The sequence below is a fragment of the Streptomyces sp. NRRL WC-3605 genome (assembly GCF_001509795.1).
GTDB classification, from domain to species: Bacteria; Actinomycetota; Actinomycetes; order Streptomycetales; family Streptomycetaceae; genus Streptomyces; species Streptomyces viridochromogenes.
The window spans coordinates 22,506-42,124 of sequence record NZ_LLZN01000067.1 but is presented as its reverse complement, the minus strand read 5'-3'; the positions used below and the strand labels follow the sequence as shown (position 1 = coordinate 42,124).

The following is a 19,619-nucleotide window of genomic DNA, read 5'->3' as shown; positions in this document are numbered from 1 at the left end:
AAGGGCGAGCCTACCCGCTCCTGTGCGCCCAAACGGGTGACTCACACCGCACCAGCCCGCCGACCTGGACTTCATCCCGCCCGTCTGTGCTGTTTGGGACGAGATCGTTTCTCTACGTACATCCGCTCGTCGGCGGACTTCAACACTTCGTCCGCGGTCATTCCGCAGTGTGCCCATCCGATGCCGAAGCTGGCGCCGACGCGCACGGCCCGCCCCTCGGCCCGGATGGGCTGGATGATCTCGTTGCGCAGCCGGACTGCGAGGTCCTGGGCGTCGGCCCGGCCGAGCCCGTCGGCGAGGATCACGAACTCGTCGCCGCCGAGCCGGGCGACCGTGTCGCCGTCGCGTACGCCACGGGTCAGCCGCCGGGCCACCTCGATGAGGACCGAGTCACCCGCGTTGTGCCCGAACCGGTCGTTGATCGACTTGAAGCCGTCGAGGTCGCAGAAGAGCACCGCGAGGCCCTTGGTGCCGTCGTCGCGCTCGGACTCCTCCGGCGCGACGGTGTGCACGTGGTGGTCGTAGGCGTCCAGCGCCGCCGAACCGGGGAAGTCGAAGCCGTGCCCGTTGGCGTCGAAGACGGCCGGGTGCCCGTAGGCGGCGTCCGTGGACTCCAGGGCTCCGGCGTGCGCCGGGCGCTTGCACAGCCGGGCGGACAGGCGCGAGCGCAGCTCGGCGGAGTTCGGAAGGCCGGTGAGCGAGTCGTGGGAGGCGCGGTGGGCGAGCTGGAGCTCGCGGCGCTTGCGCTCCTCGATGTCCTCGACGTGGGTGAGGAGGAAGCGCGGGCCGTCGGCGGCGTCCGCGACGACGCTGTTGCGCAGGGAGACCCAGACGTAGGTGCCGTCCCGGCGGGCGAGCCGCAGCTCGGCCCGGCCGCCCTCGGCGGACGTGCGCAGCAGGGTGCCGATGTCCTCGGGGTGGACCAGGTCGGAGAAGGAGTAGCGGCGCATCGCGGAGGCCGGGCGGCCGAGCAGCCGGCACAGGGCGTCGTTGGTGCGCAGGATGCGGCCGTGCTGGTCGCCGCCCATCTCGGCGATGGCCATGCCGGAGGGCGCGTACTCGAAGGCCTGCCGGAAGCTCTCCTCGCTGGCCCGCAGCGCCTGCTGGTCGCGCTCGAGGCGGACCAGGGCCCGCTGCATATTCGCGCGTAGACGTGCGTTGCTGATGGCGATGGCGGCCTGGAACGCGTACATCTGGAGCGCCTCGCGCCCCCACGCGCCGGGCAGCCGCCCGTTGCGCGGGCGGTCCACCGAGAGCACGCCGATCAGCTCGCCGCACGCGCCGCCGTGCACGCCGGGCGTGTACATCGGGGCGAAGAGACGGTCGGCGGGGTGCCACTCGTCCTCGAAGCGGGGCGCGGGGCCCTCCGTGTACCACTGCGGGACGTCGTCGTCGTCGAGCACCCAGCCCTCGGTGTGCGGGATGAAGACCAGGTCCCCCCAGCGCTCGCCCATGTTCAGGCGGCGGTCCCAGGAGTCGCGGGAGCCGACACGGCCGGTGATCAGGGCCTCGGCGGCCGGGTTCCCGGCGAAGGCGGCGACGACGAGATCGCCGTCGGGGCGCACCAGGTTGACGCAGGCGAGTTCGTAGCCGAGGCCGTTGACCACGCCGTCGGCGACGGTCTGGAGGGTGTCGGCCAGGCTGCGAGCCGTGTTCATGTCAGCCATGACCTGGTGCAGTTGCCGCAGGGTCGCAAGACGGACGTACGGTTCCGACTCGGTCTCCATGCTCGCCCTCCCCCCGAGACCTCGCAGCGCTTCAAGGGTGCTCTTCGGCATATCGTCCTTGCTGGGTTCCCCGCCACTGAATCACAGCGCGCTGCCCACTCGGTACACAGGGTCAACAATTAATGCCCCTTGTGACTCAAGTCACAGAGAAACGTGAACAATTGACCGGCGTTTCTGCGTTTTTCCTGTGTGTTTACAGAACGCAAACCGGGGGCGTGTGGGGAGGTGCCGCGAATCACCCCGGAACACGGTGGGCCCGGAGTCCTAGGTCCGTTCTCGTCCGCAGGCCCGATGTGCCCGCGCCAGGGCCGACATTAGCGTTTCCCCGTGCCGAACTTCACCACTCCCACGCAGCCCGTCACCGCCCCCCTCCCCGCCTCCCGCGACCCTCACGGGCATGCTGAGGGAGTGAGCAACGACGAGTTCCGCGCCGCCATGTCACGGCTGGCCGCGGGTGTGGTGCTGGTGACCGCGCTGGAGCCGCCCCTGGACCCCGACGACCCGCACGCACCGGCCGGTGAGGACGTCGGGATGACGGCCACCGCGTTCCTGTCCGTGTCCCTGGACCCGCCGTTGGTGCTGGTCAGCCTGCGGGAGGGCTCCCGCATGGACGACCTGCTCGACGAGCAGCCGCTGTGGGCGGTCTCGGTCCTCGCCGAGAGCCAGCGGCACATCGCGGGCCGCTTCGCCATGAAGGGCCGGGTCAGTGACCGGCTGCTCTTCGCCGACATCCCGTACACCCGCGGCATCGAGACGGGCGCCCCGCTGGTGGGCGGCGCGCTCGCCACACTGGAGTGCCGTACCGAACAGCGCGTGACGGCCGGCGACCACACGCTGGTCATCGGCCGGGTCCTGACGGCCTCACTGCCGAGCCCGGACGGCGGGCCGCTGACGTATTTCCGGGGCCGTTACCGGCAGTTGAGGTGATCTCCTCGCGTGGTGAGCGGCCGTGGCGAAAGGAATTCCCGCGCCGCCGGATGATCGCGCGGCATACCCTCCCGGGATGACATCGCTCACTTCCTCGCCGCGACTCGAAAAGATCACACCTGGAAATCTCGAGTCCGCCACGGGCATACGGGTCCGCCCCGACCAGGAACACGCGGTCACCCCCGTCGTGGAGTCACTCGCCGAGGCGTACGTCCACCCCGCGGGCGTGGCCTGGCCGCGGCTGATCATGGACGGGGAGCGCCCGGTCGGCTTCCTGATGGCCTTCCTCGACATCGACTGGCGCGGCGACGGCGGCAGCGTGCGCCGCTCGGGGCTGTGGCGGCTGAACATCGACGCGCGCGAGCAGGGCCGGGGCTACGGCCGGTTCGCCGTCGCGAGCGTGGCCGCCGAGATCCGCCGCCGCGGCGGCCGCGAGCTGTACGTCACCTGGCACCCGGGCCCGGACGGCCCGGAGGGCTTCTACCTCGGCCTGGGCTTCCGTACGACCGGGGAGACGTCCGGCGGCCAGACGGTGGGCGTGCTGGACCTGACGACGGCGGGCCTCTAGGTCCGCGACGGCGGCCCTCTAGGTCCAGTCCCGGCCGGAGCGGCCGCGCTTGGTCTGGGCGCGCTGCTTCTTCTGCTGCAGGCGCCGCTCGTTGATCCCGCGCGGGACGCGGGTCGGGCGGCGCGGCTTGGGCGGCGGGGCCGTCGCCTCGGCGAGCAGCGAGGCCATCCGCACGGCGGCCGTCTCGCGGTTGCGCCACTGGGAGCGGTGCTCGGAGGACCGTACGGTCAGGACGCCGTCGACCAGCCGGCCGGCCAGCCGCTCCAGCGCCCGCCGCTTCCACACCTCGGGCAGCGCCTCGGTCGCCGCGAGGTCGAAGCGCAGCTCGACCTGCGAGTCACTGGTGTTGACGTGCTGGCCCCCGGGGCCACCCGACCGCGAGAAACGCCACATGAGCTCGGCCTCCGGGAGGGAGACGGAGCCGCGGATGACATGGGGACCGGACATGCCGTCCATGGTCCCGCGTGTGTCCCGTCCACGTCACGCGAATATCGGCGGCGGTTGCACCCTGCGGGCGTTCTTCGGCAAAGAAAGTAAAGACACCTGGAACTGCGGCACCACTCCCCGCGTTCATAGGGGTAGCTGTAGCTTCTAGCCGTACCGCAACGAGGGAAGGGACTCCCAACAATGGCTGTAAGCCTGTCCAAGGGTGGCAACGTCTCGCTCACCAAGGAGGCTCCGGGCCTGACCGCCGTCACCGTGGGTCTCGGCTGGGACGTCCGCACCACCACCGGCACGGACTTCGACCTCGACGCCTCGGCGATCGCGGTCAACACCCAGGGCAAGGTCTACTCGGACGCCCACTTCGTCTTCTTCAACAACAAGCAGACGCCGGACAGCACCATCGTCCACACCGGTGACAACCGCACCGGCGAGGGCGAGGGCGACGACGAGGCGATCAACGTCAACCTGGCCGGCCTCCCGGCCGACATCGACAAGATCGTGTTCCCGGTCTCCATCTACGACGCGGAGAACCGCTCGCAGAACTTCGGCCAGGTCCGCAACGCCTACATCCGCATCGTCAACCAGGCCGGCGGCGCCGAGATCGCCCGCTACGACCTGTCGGAGGACGCCGCGACCGAGACCGCCATGGTCTTCGGCGAGCTGTACCGCAACGGCGCGGAGTGGAAGTTCCGTGCCGTCGGCCAGGGTTACGCCTCGGGCCTCGTCGGCATCGCGCAGGACTTCGGCGTCAACGTCTGACGGTCCCCGTACCGACCCGAACCCCCCGGCCCCGCCGGGGGGTTCCGGCGTTCACGGGGTCCGCCCCGGCCCCTCCGATAGGTTGCCCCCGTGATCCTCGACCCCCTCCCGCTGACCGCCGACCACGACATCCCGGCCCCGCTCCTGACCGAGCTGACCGCCCTGTACGCCTCCGACCGCGCGTTCCAGGCGCTCAGCGGCGACTTCCCCGACCCGGACGACATCCGGCCGGAGCAGGTCGCGGCGGCCCTGGCCGACGAGCTGGCGGTGCCGGGCGCCGAGGTCCTGCTCGCCCGCAGCGCCGGACGGCTGGTCGGCGTCGTGATCACCCTGGCCCACCACCCCGACCCCGAGGACCCCGACCCGTGGATCGGGCTGCTGATGGTGGACGCCTCGGCCCGGCGCCAGGGCCACGGCACCCGGCTCGCCACGCTCGTGGAGGAGCGGCTGCGCGCCGAGGGCCGCTCCGGCGTCCGCCTCGCCGTCCTCGACGGCAACGCCCCGGCCCTCGCCTTCTGGACATCCCTCGGCTACGAGGCGATCGGCCACGGCGAGGACCGCGAGCACGGGCGGCCCTGCACGGTCCTGCGCAAGTCCCTGCCCGGCCCTCCGCGGGCCGTGCTCGACGGCGCCCGCGTGGCCGTGCTCGATCCCGGGGGCGCGGTGTTCCTGTTCCGCTACGCCGACGACGAGGCCGGCCCGCACTGGGCGCTCCCCGGCGGCTCCCCCGCCGGCGACGAGAGCCCCCGCGAGGCCGCCGTACGCGAACTGCGCGCGGAGACCGGCTGGACGGACCTGGAGCCGGGACCGCTGCTGGCCACCTGGGACCACGACTTCACCCACCAGGGCATCGCCGTCCGCCGCCGGGAGCACATCTACCTGGCGCTGAGCGAACGCCGCGAGCCGACGGGCCCGCACCTCGGCCCGGCCGGCGACATCCTCGGCTGGCGCTGGTGGACCGCCGCCGAACTCCTCTCGCCCACCGAGCCGTTGTGGCCCCCGGACCTGGCCCGGCTGCTGGCCGCGTACGGCGCCGGCGGGGACGCCTGACCCGGCATGGACTGGACGACTCTCGCCGCCACGGCCCTGGGCGCCTTCGTCGGCGTCGGCTCGACCCTCCTCGCCGACCGCGTCCGCTGGCGCCGCGACCAGGCCGACCGCACCCGGCAGGAACGCCGGCAGATCTACGTCACCGTCCTCACCAAGTACCGCCTGGCCTACGAGGACATGCGCGAGGCCGCCCTGACCGGAGGCGGCCGGGAGCGCGCGGCGGCCGTACGCCAGGCGTTCCGGTCGTCGGGCTGCGACGAGGCCCGCGAGAGCGCGCTGCTGTGCGCGCCGCAGGCGATGGCGGACGCCTTGGAAGCCGTGTACGCCACCCTGCGGGACCTCCAGGACGCCTTCGCCACCGGCGACCCCCCGCTGGACTCCCCCGCGATGCAGGAACGGCGCCTGAGACACGCGGAGGCGGTGTGGGCGGCACGGGCGGCGATACGGGGGGACCTGGAGGTGACGGGCTGAGAGGGCGCGGCCCGGATGCCGTCAGGGGTGCTCGGGCTTGCCCTCCCCGTACAGCCAGTCCCGCCAGACGGGGGTGAAGTCCTCGTCGGGGGCCGTCCGTTCGACGTAGGACGTGAAGTCCTCGGTGTCCGCGTTGCCGTGGCGGTGCTTCGCCGTCCAGCCCCGGACGAGGTCCCGGAACGCCTTGTCGCCGACGGTCTGCCGGATCTTGTGCAGCACCATCGCGCCGCGCGAGTACACGGGCTCGTCGGAGATGTGGGCGGCGCCGGACGGCTCGGCGGGCGGGAAGGACCACAGGTCCTCGTACTCGTCCTCGCCGTGGTCGTAGAGCGCGTCGAAGCTCTCCTGCGCGCTGTCGCCGCCGTGCTCCTCCTCCCACAGCCACTCCGCGTACGTCGCGAAGCCCTCGTTGAGCCACATGTCCCGCCAGCTCCCGGGCGTCACCGAGTCGCCGAACCACTGGTGGGCCAGCTCGTGCACCAGCAGCCCGGTGCCGGGGGCGCCGGGGAAGACGGGCCGGTACTGCGTCTCCAGCGCGTACCCGGCGTCCCCCTCGCCGGCGACGATCACGCCGGTGGAGGAGAAGGGGTACGGCCCGAAGGTGTCCTCGCCCCACCGCACGATCTCCGGCAGCCGCGCCAGCGCCTTCCCGGCGGGCCCGGCCTCGGAGGGGACGACGGCGGACAGGACGGACAGGTCGTGGCCCGCCGCCGTGCGCACGGTGGACCGGTGGAGGGTGTAGTCGCCGATGGCGAGGGTGGCCAGATACGTGGCCATGGGCTCGGCCGTACGCCAGTGGAAGGCCGTACGGCCGCCGGTGGTGCGCCGTCCGGCGAGCTCCCCGTTGGAGACCACCTCGGTCCCCTCCGGCACGCTCACCGTGATGTCGTAGGCCGCCTTGTCGGACGGGTGGTGGTTGCCGGGGAACCATGCCATGGACCCGGTCGGCTCCCCCAGCGCGAGCGCCCCGCCCCCGGCGGTGCGCAGCCAGCCCTCCTCCGAGCCGTCAGGGTCGGTGATGGTCCGGGGCGTGCCGGAGTAGTGGACGACCGTCCGGAAGGTCTCGCCGGCGTCGAGTTCGTCGTGCGGCCGCACGATCAGTTCCTGCCCGTTGCGGCTGAAGCGGGCGGGCCGGCCCTGCACCTCGACCCGTTCGACGTCCAGGCCGCTCAGGTCCAGGTCGAAGGCGGACAGGTCCTGGCCGGCGCGCGCGGTGATCTCGGCGGTGCCGGAGAGGTGCCGCGCGGCGGGCTCGTAGGAGAGGTCGAGGGCGTAGTGCCGCACGTCGTAGCCGCCGTTCCCGGCCTTGGGGAAGTACGGGTCGCGCACGCCGGGTCCGCCAGGGGTGCCGTCGACCCCGCCGCACGCCGTAAGGGTGACGGCGAGCAGGGCGCTCAGCACGGCGGGGACGGCGGCTGCGGTACGGGACACGTCGGTGATCCTATGAGCGGGAGCCGTGACACCATGCCCAGCGTGCTCGACATCGGCTACGCCCTCTCCAACCGCTTCCCCGACCCGCCGCAGACGGACTACCGCCGCGCGGACGTGCGCGCCCTGCGCCACGACCTGTTCTGCGGTGACGTCTACCTCGCCGACACCGAGGCGGACCGGGAGCTGTCCACAGCCTGGGGATGGGTGCCGGTGCTCGACTTCGCGTGGGCGCTGTGCGACATCGTCGAGCGCTGGACCGGGACCCGGCCGGCTCCCGCGCCTCCCGTCCCCAGCACGCGGAGCTGGACTTCACCGAGTCCACGGACCGGATGCTCTTCGAGCGGCGGTTCGGCTGGGTGGACATCGAGGCGGACTGGATGCCGGCGGAGGAACCGCCGCTGACCTTCTCGCACGCCGCCCTGCGCCGCGAGGCCCGGGACTTCCTGCACGACCTGCTCGCCGACCTGATCGACCTGCACGAGGACCTGGGCGAGAACCCGGCGGTCTGGACGCTCCAGGCCCGCTTCCCCCGGCTGCCGTGAGACGCGGGCCGCGCGCCCGTCACCCCTCCACGCGCAGGCCCAGCTGCGCGGCCAGCGCCGGTGCCAGGTCGAGCAGCTGACCCGTGCTGATCACGGCCCCGGACAGCCGGTCCAGGCCGCCCGCGATGTCCAGCTCACTCGCCCCGCGCAGATCCACGTCGGTCAGCGTCGCCCCCGTGAGGTCGGCCCCGCGCAGCACGCAGTCCACGAACTCCACCCGCTCCAGGCGGGCGCCCCCGAAGTCCGGCTCGACCAGGACACAGCCCTCGAAGACCACGTCCCTGAGCTTCGCCTTGCGCAGATTCAGATAGTCGATCTTGCCGCCCCTGACCACCACCCGCTCCAGCACGGACCCGTGCGCCTGGGTCCCGCCCAGACGGGCGTCCAGCACCTCGACGTCCCGCAGGGTCGCCTCGGCGAGGTCCGTGCCGACCCCGCGCGGCGCGGAGAGCACCGAGTCGAGGATCCGGGCGTACCGCAGCCGCGTCCCGTCCAGCACACAGCCGCGCAGCGCGCAGTCCATGAACCGGGCGCCCCCGCCGTCCTGCTCGGAGAGGTCCGCCTCCGGGAACTCCAGCCCGTCGTAGTCGCCGTCCGGCTCCAGTCCGCCGCCCCCGTACGGCTCCAGCGGCGGCAGCCGCAGCTCCGGCCGCCGCGCGCCCGGCACACCCCCGCGCCCCGGACCGCCCGCCGCTCCCGCGCCCCTCGCTCTTCTCGCCATGCGCACCATGCTGCACCCCGCCACTGACAACGCCCGTCACCTGCGCCGATCCCCGGGGTGTCCGCCGATGTCACATCCGGGGACGCCCGCGCCGTCGTACCGGAAGAGGCAGGCCCACGGGCGCACCGAGAGCGAGGGAGACCCCCAGCCATGCACCGCATCACCGTCATCGGCGGCGGCTTCGCCGGGCTCACCGCGGCCATCACCGCCGCCGAAGCGGGCGCCCAGGTCACCGTGTACGAGGCGCACCACACCCTCGGCGGCCGGGCCCGCACCGCGGAGGGGCCGTACCGGACGAACGAGGGGCCGCACGCCCTGTACAAGGGCGGCCCGCACTGGGCGTGGCTCGCGCAGCGGGACCTGATCGGCCCGCTCGCGCCGATCCCACCGCTGGAGGCGGCCCGGTTCCGGCTGCGGTACCGGGGCGCACTGCGCCGCACCCCGCCCCTCGCGCTGCTGAAACCGCTGCGGCCGGGCCTGCCGCAGGCACCCGTCGACCTGGACTTCCTCACCTGGGCGACCGGTGTCGCGGGCGAGGAGGCCGCGCGGGTGGCCGCGCACTACGCGGCGGTCGCGCTGTTCCACCACGACCCCGGTGCCCTGTCCGCCGCGTTCGTGCAGGAGCGGCTGCGCCGGGCCACCCGGCTGCCCCCGGAGGCGCACTACCCGCGGGGCGGCTGGGCGACGGTGATCGACCGGATGGCGGCGCGGGCGTGGAACCTCGGGGTCCGCGTCGAGACCCTGGCCCGGGTCGACACGTTGCCGACGGACACCCCGGTCGTCGTCGCCACCTCGCTGGCCGCCGCCCGGCGTCTGCTGCGGGACGACTCGCTGACCTGGCCCGGCGGCCGGACGGCCCTGATCGACCTCGCGCTGCGCGGCCGGCGCGGTGACGCCTTCGTCGTCTCCGACCTGGACGCGCCGGGCTGGCTGGAGCGGTTCACCGCCCAGGACCCGTCGCTCGCGCCGGTCGGCGAGCAGCTGATCCAGGGCCAGATCCCGCTCGCCCCGGGCGAGTCGCGCGCGGACGGCGCCGCCCGCGCCGAGCAGCTCCTCGACCTCGGTTTCCCCGGCTGGCGCGAGCGGGTCACCTGGCGGCGCGATGCCGTCGCGAGCGGCCGGACCGGTGCCGTGGACCTGCCCGGCACCAGCTGGCGGGACCGGCCGGCCGTGGACCGAGGCGACGGCGTCTACCTGGCGGGCGATCAGGTCGCCGCGCCGGGCGTGCTGTCCGAGGTGTCCTTCACCAGCGCGCTCACGGCGGTGTCCCTGGCCCTCGGCCGGCACGCCCTTGACCTCAAGCGAGCTTGAGGTCGGAGCATCGTCGCAGCGCCCCGCCCGCCCGGCGGGAGACCGACCGACCTGCCCACACCGATGGGGGACCCACGATGCACGCCATCCGCCTGCACGCCTTCGGCCCGGCCGAGAATCTCGCCTACGAGGAGACGGCCGACCCGCGCCCGGCCCCCGGCCAGGTCCGGATCGCCGTCCGGGCCGCCGGCGTCCACCTCCTCGACACGGCCCTGCGCGAGGGCTTCCAGGGCCCGGCGCCCGAGCCGACACCGCTGCCCACCATCCCCGGCCGCGAGGTCGCCGGCGTGGTGGAGTCCCTCGGCGAGGGCGTCGCCGCGCTCTGGCTCGGCAAGCGGGTCGTCGCCCACCTCGGCTTCGCGCCGGGCGGCTACGCCGAGCTCGCCGTCACGGACGTCGAGCGGGTCCACGAGATCCCGGAGAACCTGGACTTCGCGCAGGCCGTCGCCATGATCGGCACGGGCCGTACGGCGCTGGGGATCGTCCAGTTCGCCGCGTTCGGGCCGGACACGGTGGCCGTGATCCCGGCCGCGGCCGGCGGCATCGGCACCCTCCTCGTGCAGTACGCGAAGAACGCCGGGGCCGTCGTCGTCGGTCTGGCCGGCGGACCGGAGAAGACCGCGCGGGTCCGCGAGAACGGCGCCGACCTCGCCGTCGACTACACGGACCCCGGCTGGCCGGAGAAGGTGCGCGCCTTCCTCGGCGGACGGCCCGCCACCCTCGTCCTCGACGGCGTCGGCGGCGACGTGGCCCGCGCGAGCGTGGACCTGCTCGGTCCCGGCGGCCGGCACCTGGTGTTCGGCTGGTCCGGCGAGGGCCTGCGCGGCGGCGGCCCCCACCTCGTCGAGGGCGTCTCCGAGCAGGTCCTGGGCCCCGTGATGCTGCGGCGGGCCGGCGGCCCCGACCCGATGCGGACCCTGGAACTGCGCGCCCTCACCGAGGCCGCCGCGGGCCGTCTCGTCCCAGCCGTCCAGCGCTTCCCGCTCGCCGGGGCCGCGGCCGCCCATCGCGCCCTGGAGACCCGCGCGACCACCGGAAAGGTGGTGCTGGAACCATGACCGCTCCCCGCCCGCGAAGGCCCACCGCCCCAGATGCGACGTCTGCGGAACCATGGTCTTCTGGCCAGATGACAGTCACCCGAACGGGTGAAACAGCCCGGGAAGCAGACCCCCGTCGCTGGTGGGGCCTGGTGGTCATCGCGCTCGCGCAGCTCATGGTGGTCCTCGACGCGACCATCGTGAACATCGCGCTCCCCTCCGCCCAGGAGGACCTCGGCATCTCCGACGGCGACCGGCAGTGGGTCATCACGGCGTACACGCTGGCGTTCGGAGGGCTCCTGCTCCTCGGCGGGCGCATAGCAGACCTGGCGGGCCGAAAACGCACGTTCATCATCGGCCTGATCGGCTTCGCCGCCGCGTCCGCGCTGGGCGGCGCCGCCGCCTCCTCCGGGATGCTGTTCGGCGCCCGCGCCCTCCAGGGCGTCTTCGCCGCCGTACTCGCCCCGTCCGCCCTGTCGTTGCTGACCACGACCTTCACCGATCCCAAGGAGCGAGGGAAGGCGTTCGGCATCTACGGCGCCCTGGCCGGCAGCGGCAGCGCCATCGGGTTCATCGTCGGCGGCGTGCTCACCGAGTACCTGGACTGGCGCTGGTGCCTGTACGTCAACGTGCCGATCGCCGTGATCGCCGTCTTCGGCGCCTTCGCCCTGCTCCACGACAGCCCCGTCCACAAGGGCGCCCGGCTCGACGTGCCCGGCGTGATTCTGGGCTGCGGCGGACTGGTCGCGATCGTCTACGGCTTCGCCGAGGCCGAGCCGCGCGGCTGGACCGACCCGCTCGTGCTGGCCCTGTTCGCGGCGGGCGTCGTCCTGCTCGTGGCGTTCGTCGCCTGGCAGACCCGCGCCCCGGTCCCGCTGCTGCCGCTGCACATCGTCAGGGACCGCAACCGGGCCGGCTGCTTCCTGACCATGGCCCTCGCGGTCATCGGCCTGTTCGGCCTGTTCCTCTTCATGACCTACTACCTGCAGGTCATCCTCGGCTACAGCCCCGTGATGACCGGGCTGGCCTTCCTGCCCCTGACGGCCGCCATCATCGTCGGCTCCACGCAGATCGCCGCCCGCCTCCTGGACCATGTGCCGCCCCGCCTGCTGATGGCCCCGGGCGCCCTGCTGGCCGCGATCGGCATGGTGCTGCTGACCCAGCTCACCGTCGACTCCTCGTACGCGCCGCACGTCCTGCCCGCCCTGATCCTCATGGGGCTCGGCATGGGCCTGGTCTTCATGCCGGTGTTCGCCACGGCGACGGCGGGCGTGGCACCACAGGACTCCGGGGTGACGTCGGCGACCGTCAACACCTCCCAGCAGGTCGGCGGTTCGATCGGCACGGCCCTGCTGAACACCATCGCCACCACCAGCTCGACCGCCTACATCACGGCCCACCTCCTGAACCCCGCCGACCGCCGCCTGGTCACCCAGCAGGGCATCGTGCACGGCTACACGGTCGCCATCTGGTGGGCCGCCGCCATCATGCTCCTGGCCGGCATCGTGGCCGCCGTGATGGTGACGGCCAAACCCCCGGGCCACGACACCCCCCGCCCGGCCCGGCAGGAGGAACCGGCGACCTGAGCGGGGCTGTGCGTCAGTGCCGCCCCGCCACCCGGTCCGCCACCCGGGCCAGCCGGGACGACTCGGCGCTGCTCGTGCCCCGCTCCCTGCGGTCGGCCGCGCGGTAGGCGGCGTACAGGCCGTGGACGCCCAGCCAGCGCAGCGGCTCCGGCTCCCACTTGCGCACCTTGTGCCCGGCCCAGGGCAGTTCGGTGAGGTCGGTCCTGCCGCCCTGGCCCGAGTCCTGCTGGACGAGGTCGCGCAGGGTGCGGGCCGCCAGGTTCGCCGTGGCCACGCCGGAGCCGACGTACCCGCCCGCCCAGCCGAGCCCGGTCGACCGGTCCAGCGTCACCGTCGCGCACCAGTCGCGCGGCACGCCCAGCACCCCCGACCAGGCGTGGGCGACCCGCACCCCGGCCAGCGACGGGAAGAACCCGACCAGGACGTCCCGCAGCGCCTCGACGGTCTCCGGCCGGGTGCGCCCGTCGTTGTCCGTGCGCGACCCGAAGCGGTACGGCACACCCCGCCCGCCCAGCGCGATCCGCCCGTCGGCCGTGCGCTGCGCGTACATGTAGGCGTGCGCCATGTCCCCGAGCGTCTCGCGCCCCTCCCAGCCGACCGACGCCCACTGCTCGTCGGTCAGCGGCTCGGTGGCGATCATCGAGGAGTTCATGGGCAGCCAGGTGCGCCGCTGGCCCTTCAGGCTCGCCGTGAACCCCTCGGTGCAGCGCAGCACATAGGGCGCGCGCACGGTGCCGTACGGGGTGACGGCGTGCTTCGGCCGTATCTCGGTGACCGGGGTCAGCTCGTGGATGGTCACGCCCAGGGCCTCGACAGCCGCCGCGAGCGCCTTGACCAGCTTCACGGGGTGCACGCGCGCGCCGTGCGGCGTCCACGTCGAGCCGACGGCGTCGGCCACCCGGATCCGCTCGGCCGTCTCCCGGGCGCCGTACAGCTCCCGGTCCTTCTCGCCGTACGCCAGCTCGTGCTCGTGGAACGCCTTCAGCCGCGCCCACTGCGCGGGCGTGCGGGCGACCTCCAGGACGCCGCCCTTGTGGACGCCCGCGTCGAAGCCCTCCTCCCCGGCGACCCGGACGACCTCGTCGACGGTGTCGTTCATGGCCCGCTGGAGCCGTACGGCCGCCTCCTGCCCGTGCAGCCTCGCGTACCGGTCGCGGCCCGCGACGCCGTTGTACAGCCAGCCGCCGTTGCGCCCGGACGCGCCGTACCCGCAGAAGCGCTGCTCCAGGACGGTGATCCGCAGGAAGGGGACCGCCTTCTTCAGGTAGTACGCGGTCCACAGCCCCGTGTATCCGCCGCCCACGATCACCACGTCCGCCGAGGCGTCCCCGGCCAGCGGCTCACGCACCGCGGGCAGGCCGTCGTCGGCGTACCAGAAGGAGATGCCGCCGTTCACCGCACCACTGTCCGATCTGCTCATGCCAGGACGGTAATTCGCGGGAGCCGATTCCGGGAGCCCGATAAGGTCCCGGAATGATCGAGGTCCCGGCCGAGCTCGCCGCGTCGCAGCAGGAGTACAACGGGGAGGCGGGCCGCGCCTTCGTCGCCGCGCTCCCCCGGCTCACGGCCGATTTCCTGGACCGCTGGGAGCTGACCGCCGACGGACGGCCGATGCACGGGGTCGCCGCGCTGGTCGTCCCGGTGACCCGGCGCGACGGCACCCCCGCCGCGCTGAAGCTGCAGCTCCTCGACCACGAGACGGCGGGCGAGCCGGTCGCGCTGCGCCACTGGGACGGCGACGGCGCGGTCCGTCTCCTCGACCACGACCCGGCCACCGGCACGATGCTCCTCGAACGCCTCGACCCCACCCGCTCCCTCGCGGCCCTGGACGCCCACGGCTCCGTGCTGGCCATCGCCGGTCTCCTCGCCCATCTGACGTCGTTCACCGCTCCGCCGGGCCTGCGCCGCCTCGGCGACATCGCGCACGGCATGCTGGAGCGCACCCCCCGCGCCCTGCACCGGGTCACGGACCCGCGAGCCCGCCGCCTGCTCGCCGACTGCGCCGCCGCCGTACGGGAGGTCGCCGACGAGCCCGGCGACCGCCTGCTCCACTGGGACCTGCACGAGGGGAACGTCCTCGCCTCCGCACGCGCCCCCTGGCTGGCGATCGACCCCAAGCCGCTCGCCGGCGACCCCGGATTCGAGCTGTGGCCCGCCCTGGACAACCGCTTCGACGCCGACGACGTCGTGTGGCGCTTCGACGCCATGACCGACGTCCTCGGCCTGGACCGGGCCCGCGCGCTGGCCTGGACGTACGGCCGTCTGCTGCAGAACTGCCTGTGGGACGTCGAGGACGGCCGCCCCCTCGACGAGCACCTGTTCGAGATCGCCGCGCGGCTGCGCGCGGCCGGCGGTTAGCCTCCGACCATGATTCGCACCGCCACCCCCGCCGACGTCCCCGCCCTGCACACCCTGATCCGTGAGCTCGCCGCCTACGAGAAGGTGCCGCACGAGGCCAGGGCGACCCCGGAGCAGCTGCACGAGGCCCTGTTCGGCGAGCGCCCCGCCGTGTACGCGCACATCGCCGCCGACGACGACACCGGCGAGACCGTCGGCTGCGCGCTGTGGTTCCTGAACTTCTCCACCTGGCGCGGGGTGCACGGCGTCTACCTGGAGGACCTGTACGTCCGCCCCGCCGCCCGGGGCGCCGGCCACGGCAAGGCCCTGCTCAGCGAGCTGGCCCGGCTGTGCGTGGAGCGCGGCTACCAGCGCCTGGAGTGGTCGGTCCTCGACTGGAACGCCCCGTCGATCGCCTTCTACGAGTCCCTGGGCGCCCGCCCGCAGGACGGCTGGACGGTGTACCGGCTGACGGACGACGCGCTGGCCGCGCTGGGCGGCGCCGACTCGTCCCGCACGCCGTCCTGACTCACCGCGCCCGCACCTCCCGCGCCGGACGTGCGGCCGGTGCCTCGCACGCCGCGACCGACGCCAGCTCCCGCGCAACGACGCCGCCGAGCAGCTCGGCGTCCCCGTCCCGCAGATGGCTGACGACGGTGAGGGTGTAGGTGTCCGCGCAGTGCACCAGGCACAGGTTCGCGGTGCCCGGTGTCGCGAGCTGCGGCAGGGGCACGACCCGGGCCAGGGTGCTCCCGTGCAGCCGGCTCGGGTTGTCCCGCCACTTGAAGGCCGTGCACAGGCTGGTGGTCAGCTCGGGGCGGGCCAGGCGCCGGGCCATCACCTCGGCCAGCCACGGCATGGCCCGCGCGGTGGCGAGCAGCGGCGGCAGGATCGCCCGGTGCGCGTCGCAGCGGTGGTCGAACGCCGCGACCTCCTCCTGGCAGGCGCGCAGCCGCGCCACCGGCGAGTCCAGGTCCACGGGCAGCGGGATGCGCAGCGCGGTGACGCCGTTGCCGAGCCGCTGCGCGTCGTGCCGGCCCCGCAGGTCGACGGGGACGGTGCCGAAGAGCGGGGCCGGTCCGGCGGGCCAGGCACGCAGCGGGCCGTACCGGGCGCGCAGGGCGCCGGCGAAGCTGCTGAGCAGCAGTTCGTTGAGGGTGGCGCCCCGGCCGGCCTCGGGCTGGCGGCGCGCGGCGCGCATCACGGGCGCGTCGAGCCGCACCACGGCCACCGAGGGCGCGTACCGCTCCGCCGGGGCGGGCAGAGCGCGGCCCCGGGCGCCGATGACGCGCAGTTCCCGGCCGACGGTGGCGGGGCGGACGGGCCGCCGGCGGGGCGGGGTGCCCGGCGCGGACGGGCGGGGCGGCGCGGCGTCGTCCATCAGCAGCCGGAACAGCGTCTCCAGCGACCGCCCGTCGAGCAGGGCGTGGTGCGCGAGCAGGACGACGGCGCGCTCACCGTCCGCGGTGGCCCGCTCCGTCACCAGCAGCCGCCACAGCGGCCGGTCCTCGGGCAGCGGCCGGCTCACCGCGTCGGTCAGCAGCGTGTGCAGGTCCCGGTCGTCGGAGGCGATGTGCGCGGCGGGGTCGAACGGCCGGACCGCCCAGCGGTGCCCGGAGAACGCGGCCGGGCCGGCGGGCGGCCGCAGGGCGAGGCTCATCCGTTCCAGGCCGCCCCATCGCTCCCGGACCCGGGCCCGCAGCCACGCCAGGTCGAACGGCGGCCCGTCCGCGGGGAACAGCCCCGCGATCCCGATGGTCCCGGGCATCCCGTTGCGCAGGTGCCCTTCCTCGATGGCCGTCAGCCTCATGCCCCGCCGCCTCCCTTCCGCGTTCCCCCCTGTCATTGCCGCCGCCGGTGCTCACAGGTGGGGCGAGTCGAGGACGACACAGGCGTTGTGGCCCCCGAAGGCGAAGCTGTTGCTGATCACCGGGCCGTCCGGGATCTTGCGCGGTTCGCCGACGACGACGTCCAGTTCGCAGCGCGGGTCCAGCCGGGTCAGATGAGCCGTGGGCGGTGCGATCCCCTCCCGCACGGACAGCGCGGTGACCACGGCCTCCAGCGCCCCGGCCAGCCCCAGTCCGTGCCCGGTCACCGCCTTCGGCGCGGTCACGGGCACCCGGCGCGGGCCGAACAGGCCGCTGATGGCCCGCGCCTCCGCCAGGTCGTTCAACTCGGTCCCGGTGCCGTGCGCGTTGACATGGGTGACGGCGTCGGCGGTGGTCCCGGCGTCGGCCAGCGCCTGCTCCATGCAGGCCCGCGCGCCGGCGCCGTCGGGATGGGGCGCGGTGAGGTGGTAGGCGTCGGAGGTGCGTCCGTACCCGGTGAGCGTGGCGTACACGCGCGCGCCGCGTGCCCGGGCGAGGTCGAGCCGCTCCAGCACCAGGAAGGCGGCGCCCTCGGCGAGCACGAAGCCCTGCCGCGCGGCGTCGAACGGCCGTGACGCGGTGGCCGGTTCGGCGCAGGAGGTGACCATGGCGCCTGCCCGCCCGAACGCCAGCGCGGTCGTCGGTGTCAGGGGGCTGTCGTGCCCTCCGGCGACCACGACGTCCGCGCAGCCGGACCGGATCATCTGCAGCGCCTCGCCCACGGCGTGGGTACCGGACGAGCAGGCGGTGGACACGGTGAGGCTCGGCCCGGTGACGTCGAGCTTGGCGGTGATCCAGTACGCGCCCGCGTTGTTCATCAGCCGGGGCGCGTAGAGCACGTCGGGCTGCCCGATGCCGTTCTCCTGGCTGGTCACCCCGCCGTAGCCGGTGCCGGTGACCACCGCGCGCCGATCGGACGGCACGTGCAGCCCGCCGGCGTCCGCCACGGCGTCCAGGGCCGCGCACACCGCCAGTTGCACCGAACGGTCCGTCCGCCGCACCTCCTTGGGCGCGAGGTACCCGACCGCGTCGAAGCCGCTCATCGCCGACGCGGGGTGCACGACGGTGCCCTCGGCGTCGAAGGAGTGCAGCGAGACCGCCGAACGGCCGTGCAGCAGGCTGTCCCACAGCTCGTCCGGGGTCGAGCCGGCCGCGCAGCGGACCCCGAGGCCGGTGACGGCGACGGCGGGGCGGCCGGTCATCGGCCCACGGGGCTGTGGAGGCCCAGAGCCCCGGCGCGCAGCCGCACGATCAGGTCGGCGACATCACCCACGGTGGACACCCCGGTCTTGTCGGTGCCCCGCAGGGACACCCCGAACATCTCCTCGGACGCCACCTCGAGTTCGGTGATGTCCAGGCTGTCGGCGCCGAGGTCGGCGACCAGCCGGGCGTGCGGCACCACCGCCTCCGCCGGCACCGACATCACCCGCGCGCACAGCGGGCGCAGCGCTTCCCATACGTCGCCGTGTTCCGCTTCCATCCAACTGCCTCCCTCTTGTGGTGCCGTGGTGCCGTCAGAGCACTGACGGCGCCGTCGTCCGGGCCCAGGTCCCGAACTCCGTGACGACCGCGTCCGCGAGCCGTCCGGCGTCGTCCGGCCGCAGATGGGCCACGACGGTGAGCGTGTACGCGTCCCCCACCTGGGCCAGGGCGAAGCTGGCGGTGCCCGGTCGCTGCAGGGGCGGGAGCCCCACCGTGCGCACGAGGCGGCGCCCGTCGAACGTGTCCGCCGCGCCGGGCCACTTCAGGGCCGTGGTGGCGGTCGCGGCGAAACAGGTGTGCCGGCCCCGGCCGGTCAGCAGCCGGGTCACCCAGGGCCCCGTGCGGCGAACCGCTTCTGCAGCGGGGAAGAGCACGCCGGCGTGGACGGCCGCCCGGTCGGGGACCGTGGCCAGCGCGGCCTGGCAGGCCCGCAGGCGGGCCACGGGGCCGTCCACGTCGACGGGCAACGGCACCCGGACGACCGTGACGGTGTTGCCGAGTTCCGTGGTGTTGGTCCGGGTGCGCAGATCGCAGGGCACCGCCGTGTACACGGGTTCGTCCCGTGCGCGCCAGTCCCGGACGGGGCCGTAGCGGGCGCGCAGCGCCCCGGCGACGGCGGCCACCAGCAGTTCGTTGAGCGTGGCGCCCCGGCCGTCGGCGGGCTGGCGGCGGGCCGACCGCACGGTCTCCGCGGCGAGTTCACGCACGGCGACGGACGCGCGGGCCTCACCGGGCGGCCGCAGCGGCACGGACTGCCCGACGGCCGTCATCGTCCTGAGCTCCCGGCCCGCCGCGCGCAGCCCGGGCCGGAACGGCGCCGGCCGGGCAGCGGCGCGCGCCGCGGCCGGCTCGTCCACGAGGGCCCGCATCAGCGTCGCGAGGGACCGCCCGTCGAGCAGGGTGTGCTGGGCGACCAGGGCGAGCGCGAAGTCACCGCCGTACGCGGCGCCGGGGACGACGTACAGCCGCCAGGGCGGAAGGCCGCCGGGCAGCGGCCCGTCCACGCTGGTGGCCCACAGCTCGTCCAACCCGGCGCGGGTGACGGCGACATGGGCGCTGGGGTCGAAGGGCCCCGGTACGGTCCAGCGCGCGCCGCCCGCGGGGCGGTCCAGCACCTGGTGCATCCGCTCCAGGCCGGACCACCGCTCGGCGACACGGGCGCGCACCCGGTCCAGTGCGGGCGGCTCGCCGGAGAAGACGGCGGCCAGGCCGATGACTCCGGGGCAGCCGTTGACCAGCAGCATCTCGTCGGCGTAGGACAGTCGCGTGCGGGGGATCTTCAGCAAGGTCGACTTGCCCAAGGGACCACTCCTCGCCGTCCGTTCCGTCGGGCCTCGTGAGCCGACGCGATCAACCAT

General features: G+C 74.2%; 19 protein-coding genes and 1 pseudogene. 11 read left to right on the top strand and 9 right to left on the bottom strand.

The features are described 5' to 3' along the window. Positions 1-71: 71 nt before the first annotated feature. Positions 72-1,727 (bottom strand): diguanylate cyclase CdgB, encoded by a 1,656-nt coding sequence (cdgB, locus tag ADL34_RS22230; RefSeq protein WP_062669047.1) that lies wholly within the window; start codon positions 1,725-1,727, stop codon positions 72-74. Positions 1,728-2,162: 435 nt separating this feature from the next. Here cdgB and ADL34_RS22225 point away from each other — a divergent pair, with 435 nt between their 5' ends. Together ADL34_RS22225 and ADL34_RS22220 are read left to right on the top strand one after the other, a co-directional pair. Next, a complete protein-coding gene (locus ADL34_RS22225) occupies positions 2,163-2,654 on the top strand; it encodes a flavin reductase family protein (RefSeq protein ID WP_370686507.1) in 492 nt (163 codons plus the stop codon). Between the two features lie 76 nt (positions 2,655-2,730). Beyond that, on the top strand, positions 2,731-3,222 hold the full coding sequence (locus ADL34_RS22220) for a GNAT family N-acetyltransferase (RefSeq protein WP_062669049.1): 492 nt from the start codon (positions 2,731-2,733) through the stop codon (positions 3,220-3,222). A gap of 18 nt (positions 3,223-3,240) precedes the next feature. On the opposite strand, the gene arfB is transcribed toward ADL34_RS22220, so the two are convergent. Then, on the bottom strand, positions 3,241-3,678 hold the full coding sequence (gene arfB / locus ADL34_RS22215) for an alternative ribosome rescue aminoacyl-tRNA hydrolase ArfB (protein WP_062669050.1): 438 nt from the start codon (positions 3,676-3,678) through the stop codon (positions 3,241-3,243). Between the two features lie 171 nt (positions 3,679-3,849). Here arfB and ADL34_RS22210 point away from each other — a divergent pair, with 171 nt between their 5' ends. From ADL34_RS22210 to ADL34_RS22200, 3 genes are all read left to right on the top strand, one after another. Further along, positions 3,850-4,425, top strand: coding sequence for a TerD family protein (locus ADL34_RS22210; RefSeq protein ID WP_062669051.1), 576 nt, complete (start codon positions 3,850-3,852; stop codon positions 4,423-4,425). A gap of 90 nt (positions 4,426-4,515) precedes the next feature. Next, positions 4,516-5,475: a bifunctional GNAT family N-acetyltransferase/NUDIX hydrolase gene (locus ADL34_RS22205; RefSeq protein WP_062669052.1), complete on the top strand. Its 960-nt coding sequence runs from the start codon at positions 4,516-4,518 to the stop codon at positions 5,473-5,475. 6 nt (positions 5,476-5,481) lie between these two features. After that, positions 5,482-5,946 carry a hypothetical protein gene (locus ADL34_RS22200; RefSeq protein ID WP_062669053.1) on the top strand — a complete coding sequence of 155 codons (465 nt, stop codon included), beginning with the start codon at positions 5,482-5,484 and terminating at the stop codon, positions 5,944-5,946. Between the two features lie 21 nt (positions 5,947-5,967). Here the strand turns inward: ADL34_RS22200 and ADL34_RS22195 are convergent, their stop codons facing one another. Continuing rightward, positions 5,968-7,377, bottom strand: a complete 1,410-nt coding sequence (locus ADL34_RS22195; RefSeq protein WP_062669054.1) for a M1 family metallopeptidase — start codon at positions 7,375-7,377, stop codon at positions 5,968-5,970. 42 nt (positions 7,378-7,419) lie between these two features. Here ADL34_RS22195 and ADL34_RS22190 point away from each other — a divergent pair. After that, positions 7,420-7,919: pseudogene (locus ADL34_RS22190) on the top strand (hypothetical protein). Between the two features lie 19 nt (positions 7,920-7,938). Here ADL34_RS22190 and ADL34_RS22185 read toward each other — a convergent pair. After that, positions 7,939-8,640, bottom strand: a complete 702-nt coding sequence (locus ADL34_RS22185; RefSeq protein WP_079034240.1) for a pentapeptide repeat-containing protein — start codon at positions 8,638-8,640, stop codon at positions 7,939-7,941. Positions 8,641-8,790: 150 nt separating this feature from the next. On the opposite strand from ADL34_RS22185, the gene ADL34_RS22180 reads away from it, so the two are divergent. The 3 genes from ADL34_RS22180 to ADL34_RS22170 all read left to right on the top strand — a co-directional run bounded on the left by ADL34_RS22180 (position 8,791) and on the right by ADL34_RS22170 (position 12,574). Next, entirely contained in the window at positions 8,791-9,951 is a 1,161-nt protein-coding gene (locus tag ADL34_RS22180) for an FAD-dependent oxidoreductase (protein ID WP_062669056.1), read from the top strand. A gap of 77 nt (positions 9,952-10,028) precedes the next feature. Then, complete coding sequence (locus ADL34_RS22175) at positions 10,029-11,009, top strand: zinc-binding dehydrogenase (RefSeq protein WP_062669057.1); 981 nt, start codon at positions 10,029-10,031, stop codon at positions 11,007-11,009. 68 nt (positions 11,010-11,077) lie between these two features. After that, positions 11,078-12,574 (top strand): MFS transporter, encoded by a 1,497-nt coding sequence (locus ADL34_RS22170; protein WP_079034234.1) that lies wholly within the window; start codon positions 11,078-11,080, stop codon positions 12,572-12,574. Positions 12,575-12,587: 13 nt separating this feature from the next. Here the strand turns inward: ADL34_RS22170 and ADL34_RS22165 are convergent, their stop codons facing one another. Beyond that, positions 12,588-13,994, bottom strand: coding sequence for an NAD(P)/FAD-dependent oxidoreductase (locus tag ADL34_RS22165; protein WP_199835615.1), 1,407 nt, complete (start codon positions 13,992-13,994; stop codon positions 12,588-12,590). Between the two features lie 53 nt (positions 13,995-14,047). Between ADL34_RS22165 and ADL34_RS22160 the strand changes: the two genes are divergently transcribed. Beyond that, the gene (locus ADL34_RS22160) at positions 14,048-14,932 is read left to right on the top strand and encodes an aminoglycoside phosphotransferase family protein (RefSeq protein WP_062669060.1); all 885 of its coding nucleotides are present in this window, start codon (positions 14,048-14,050) and stop codon (positions 14,930-14,932) included. A 9-nt stretch (positions 14,933-14,941) separates the two neighbouring features. Next, complete coding sequence (locus ADL34_RS22155) at positions 14,942-15,439, top strand: GNAT family N-acetyltransferase (protein WP_062669061.1); 498 nt, start codon at positions 14,942-14,944, stop codon at positions 15,437-15,439. Position 15,440: 1 nt separating this feature from the next. On the opposite strand, the gene ADL34_RS22150 is transcribed toward ADL34_RS22155, so the two are convergent. Genes ADL34_RS22150 through ADL34_RS22135 form a run of 4 tightly spaced genes read right to left on the bottom strand, consistent with a single transcriptional unit; the run spans position 15,441 to position 19,562 of the window. Further along, on the bottom strand, positions 15,441-16,721 hold the full coding sequence (locus ADL34_RS22150) for a wax ester/triacylglycerol synthase domain-containing protein (RefSeq protein ID WP_062669062.1): 1,281 nt from the start codon (positions 16,719-16,721) through the stop codon (positions 15,441-15,443). A gap of 51 nt (positions 16,722-16,772) precedes the next feature. Continuing rightward, positions 16,773-17,981: a beta-ketoacyl-[acyl-carrier-protein] synthase family protein gene (locus ADL34_RS22145; RefSeq protein WP_062669063.1), complete on the bottom strand. Its 1,209-nt coding sequence runs from the start codon at positions 17,979-17,981 to the stop codon at positions 16,773-16,775. Beyond that, positions 17,978-18,259 carry an acyl carrier protein gene (locus ADL34_RS22140; protein ID WP_062669064.1) on the bottom strand — a complete coding sequence of 94 codons (282 nt, stop codon included), beginning with the start codon at positions 18,257-18,259 and terminating at the stop codon, positions 17,978-17,980. Before ADL34_RS22140 ends, ADL34_RS22145 begins: the two co-directional genes overlap by 4 nt. Positions 18,260-18,293: 34 nt before the next feature. After that, positions 18,294-19,562 (bottom strand): wax ester/triacylglycerol synthase domain-containing protein, encoded by a 1,269-nt coding sequence (locus tag ADL34_RS22135; protein ID WP_062669065.1) that lies wholly within the window; start codon positions 19,560-19,562, stop codon positions 18,294-18,296. Between the last annotated feature and the right edge of the window lie 57 nt (positions 19,563-19,619).

Excerpts from the sequence above, each read along its gene's own strand:
- ADL34_RS22175 (WP_062669057.1), top strand. The coding sequence starts at position 10,029 with ATGCACGCCATCCGCCTGCACGCCTTCGGCCCGGCCGAGAATCTCGCC.
- ADL34_RS22145 (WP_062669063.1), bottom strand. The coding sequence starts at position 17,981 with ATGACCGGCCGCCCCGCCGTCGCCGTCACCGGCCTCGGGGTCCGCTGC.
- ADL34_RS22225 (WP_370686507.1), top strand. The coding sequence starts at position 2,163 with ATGTCACGGCTGGCCGCGGGTGTGGTGCTGGTGACCGCGCTGGAGCCG.
- ADL34_RS22180 (WP_062669056.1), top strand. The coding sequence starts at position 8,791 with ATGCACCGCATCACCGTCATCGGCGGCGGCTTCGCCGGGCTCACCGCG.
- ADL34_RS22150 (WP_062669062.1), bottom strand. The coding sequence starts at position 16,721 with ATGAGGCTGACGGCCATCGAGGAAGGGCACCTGCGCAACGGGATGCCC.
- ADL34_RS22140 (WP_062669064.1), bottom strand. The coding sequence starts at position 18,259 with ATGGAAGCGGAACACGGCGACGTATGGGAAGCGCTGCGCCCGCTGTGC.
- arfB (WP_062669050.1), bottom strand. The coding sequence starts at position 3,678 with ATGGACGGCATGTCCGGTCCCCATGTCATCCGCGGCTCCGTCTCCCTC.
- ADL34_RS22200 (WP_062669053.1), top strand. The coding sequence starts at position 5,482 with ATGGACTGGACGACTCTCGCCGCCACGGCCCTGGGCGCCTTCGTCGGC.
- ADL34_RS22220 (WP_062669049.1), top strand. The coding sequence starts at position 2,731 with ATGACATCGCTCACTTCCTCGCCGCGACTCGAAAAGATCACACCTGGA.
- ADL34_RS22170 (WP_079034234.1), top strand. The coding sequence starts at position 11,078 with ATGACAGTCACCCGAACGGGTGAAACAGCCCGGGAAGCAGACCCCCGT.
- ADL34_RS22155 (WP_062669061.1), top strand. The coding sequence starts at position 14,942 with ATGATTCGCACCGCCACCCCCGCCGACGTCCCCGCCCTGCACACCCTG.
- cdgB (WP_062669047.1), bottom strand. The coding sequence starts at position 1,727 with ATGGAGACCGAGTCGGAACCGTACGTCCGTCTTGCGACCCTGCGGCAA.
- ADL34_RS22165 (WP_199835615.1), bottom strand. The coding sequence starts at position 13,994 with ATGAGCAGATCGGACAGTGGTGCGGTGAACGGCGGCATCTCCTTCTGG.
- ADL34_RS22210 (WP_062669051.1), top strand. The coding sequence starts at position 3,850 with ATGGCTGTAAGCCTGTCCAAGGGTGGCAACGTCTCGCTCACCAAGGAG.
- ADL34_RS22185 (WP_079034240.1), bottom strand. The coding sequence starts at position 8,640 with ATGGCGAGAAGAGCGAGGGGCGCGGGAGCGGCGGGCGGTCCGGGGCGC.
- ADL34_RS22160 (WP_062669060.1), top strand. The coding sequence starts at position 14,048 with ATGATCGAGGTCCCGGCCGAGCTCGCCGCGTCGCAGCAGGAGTACAAC.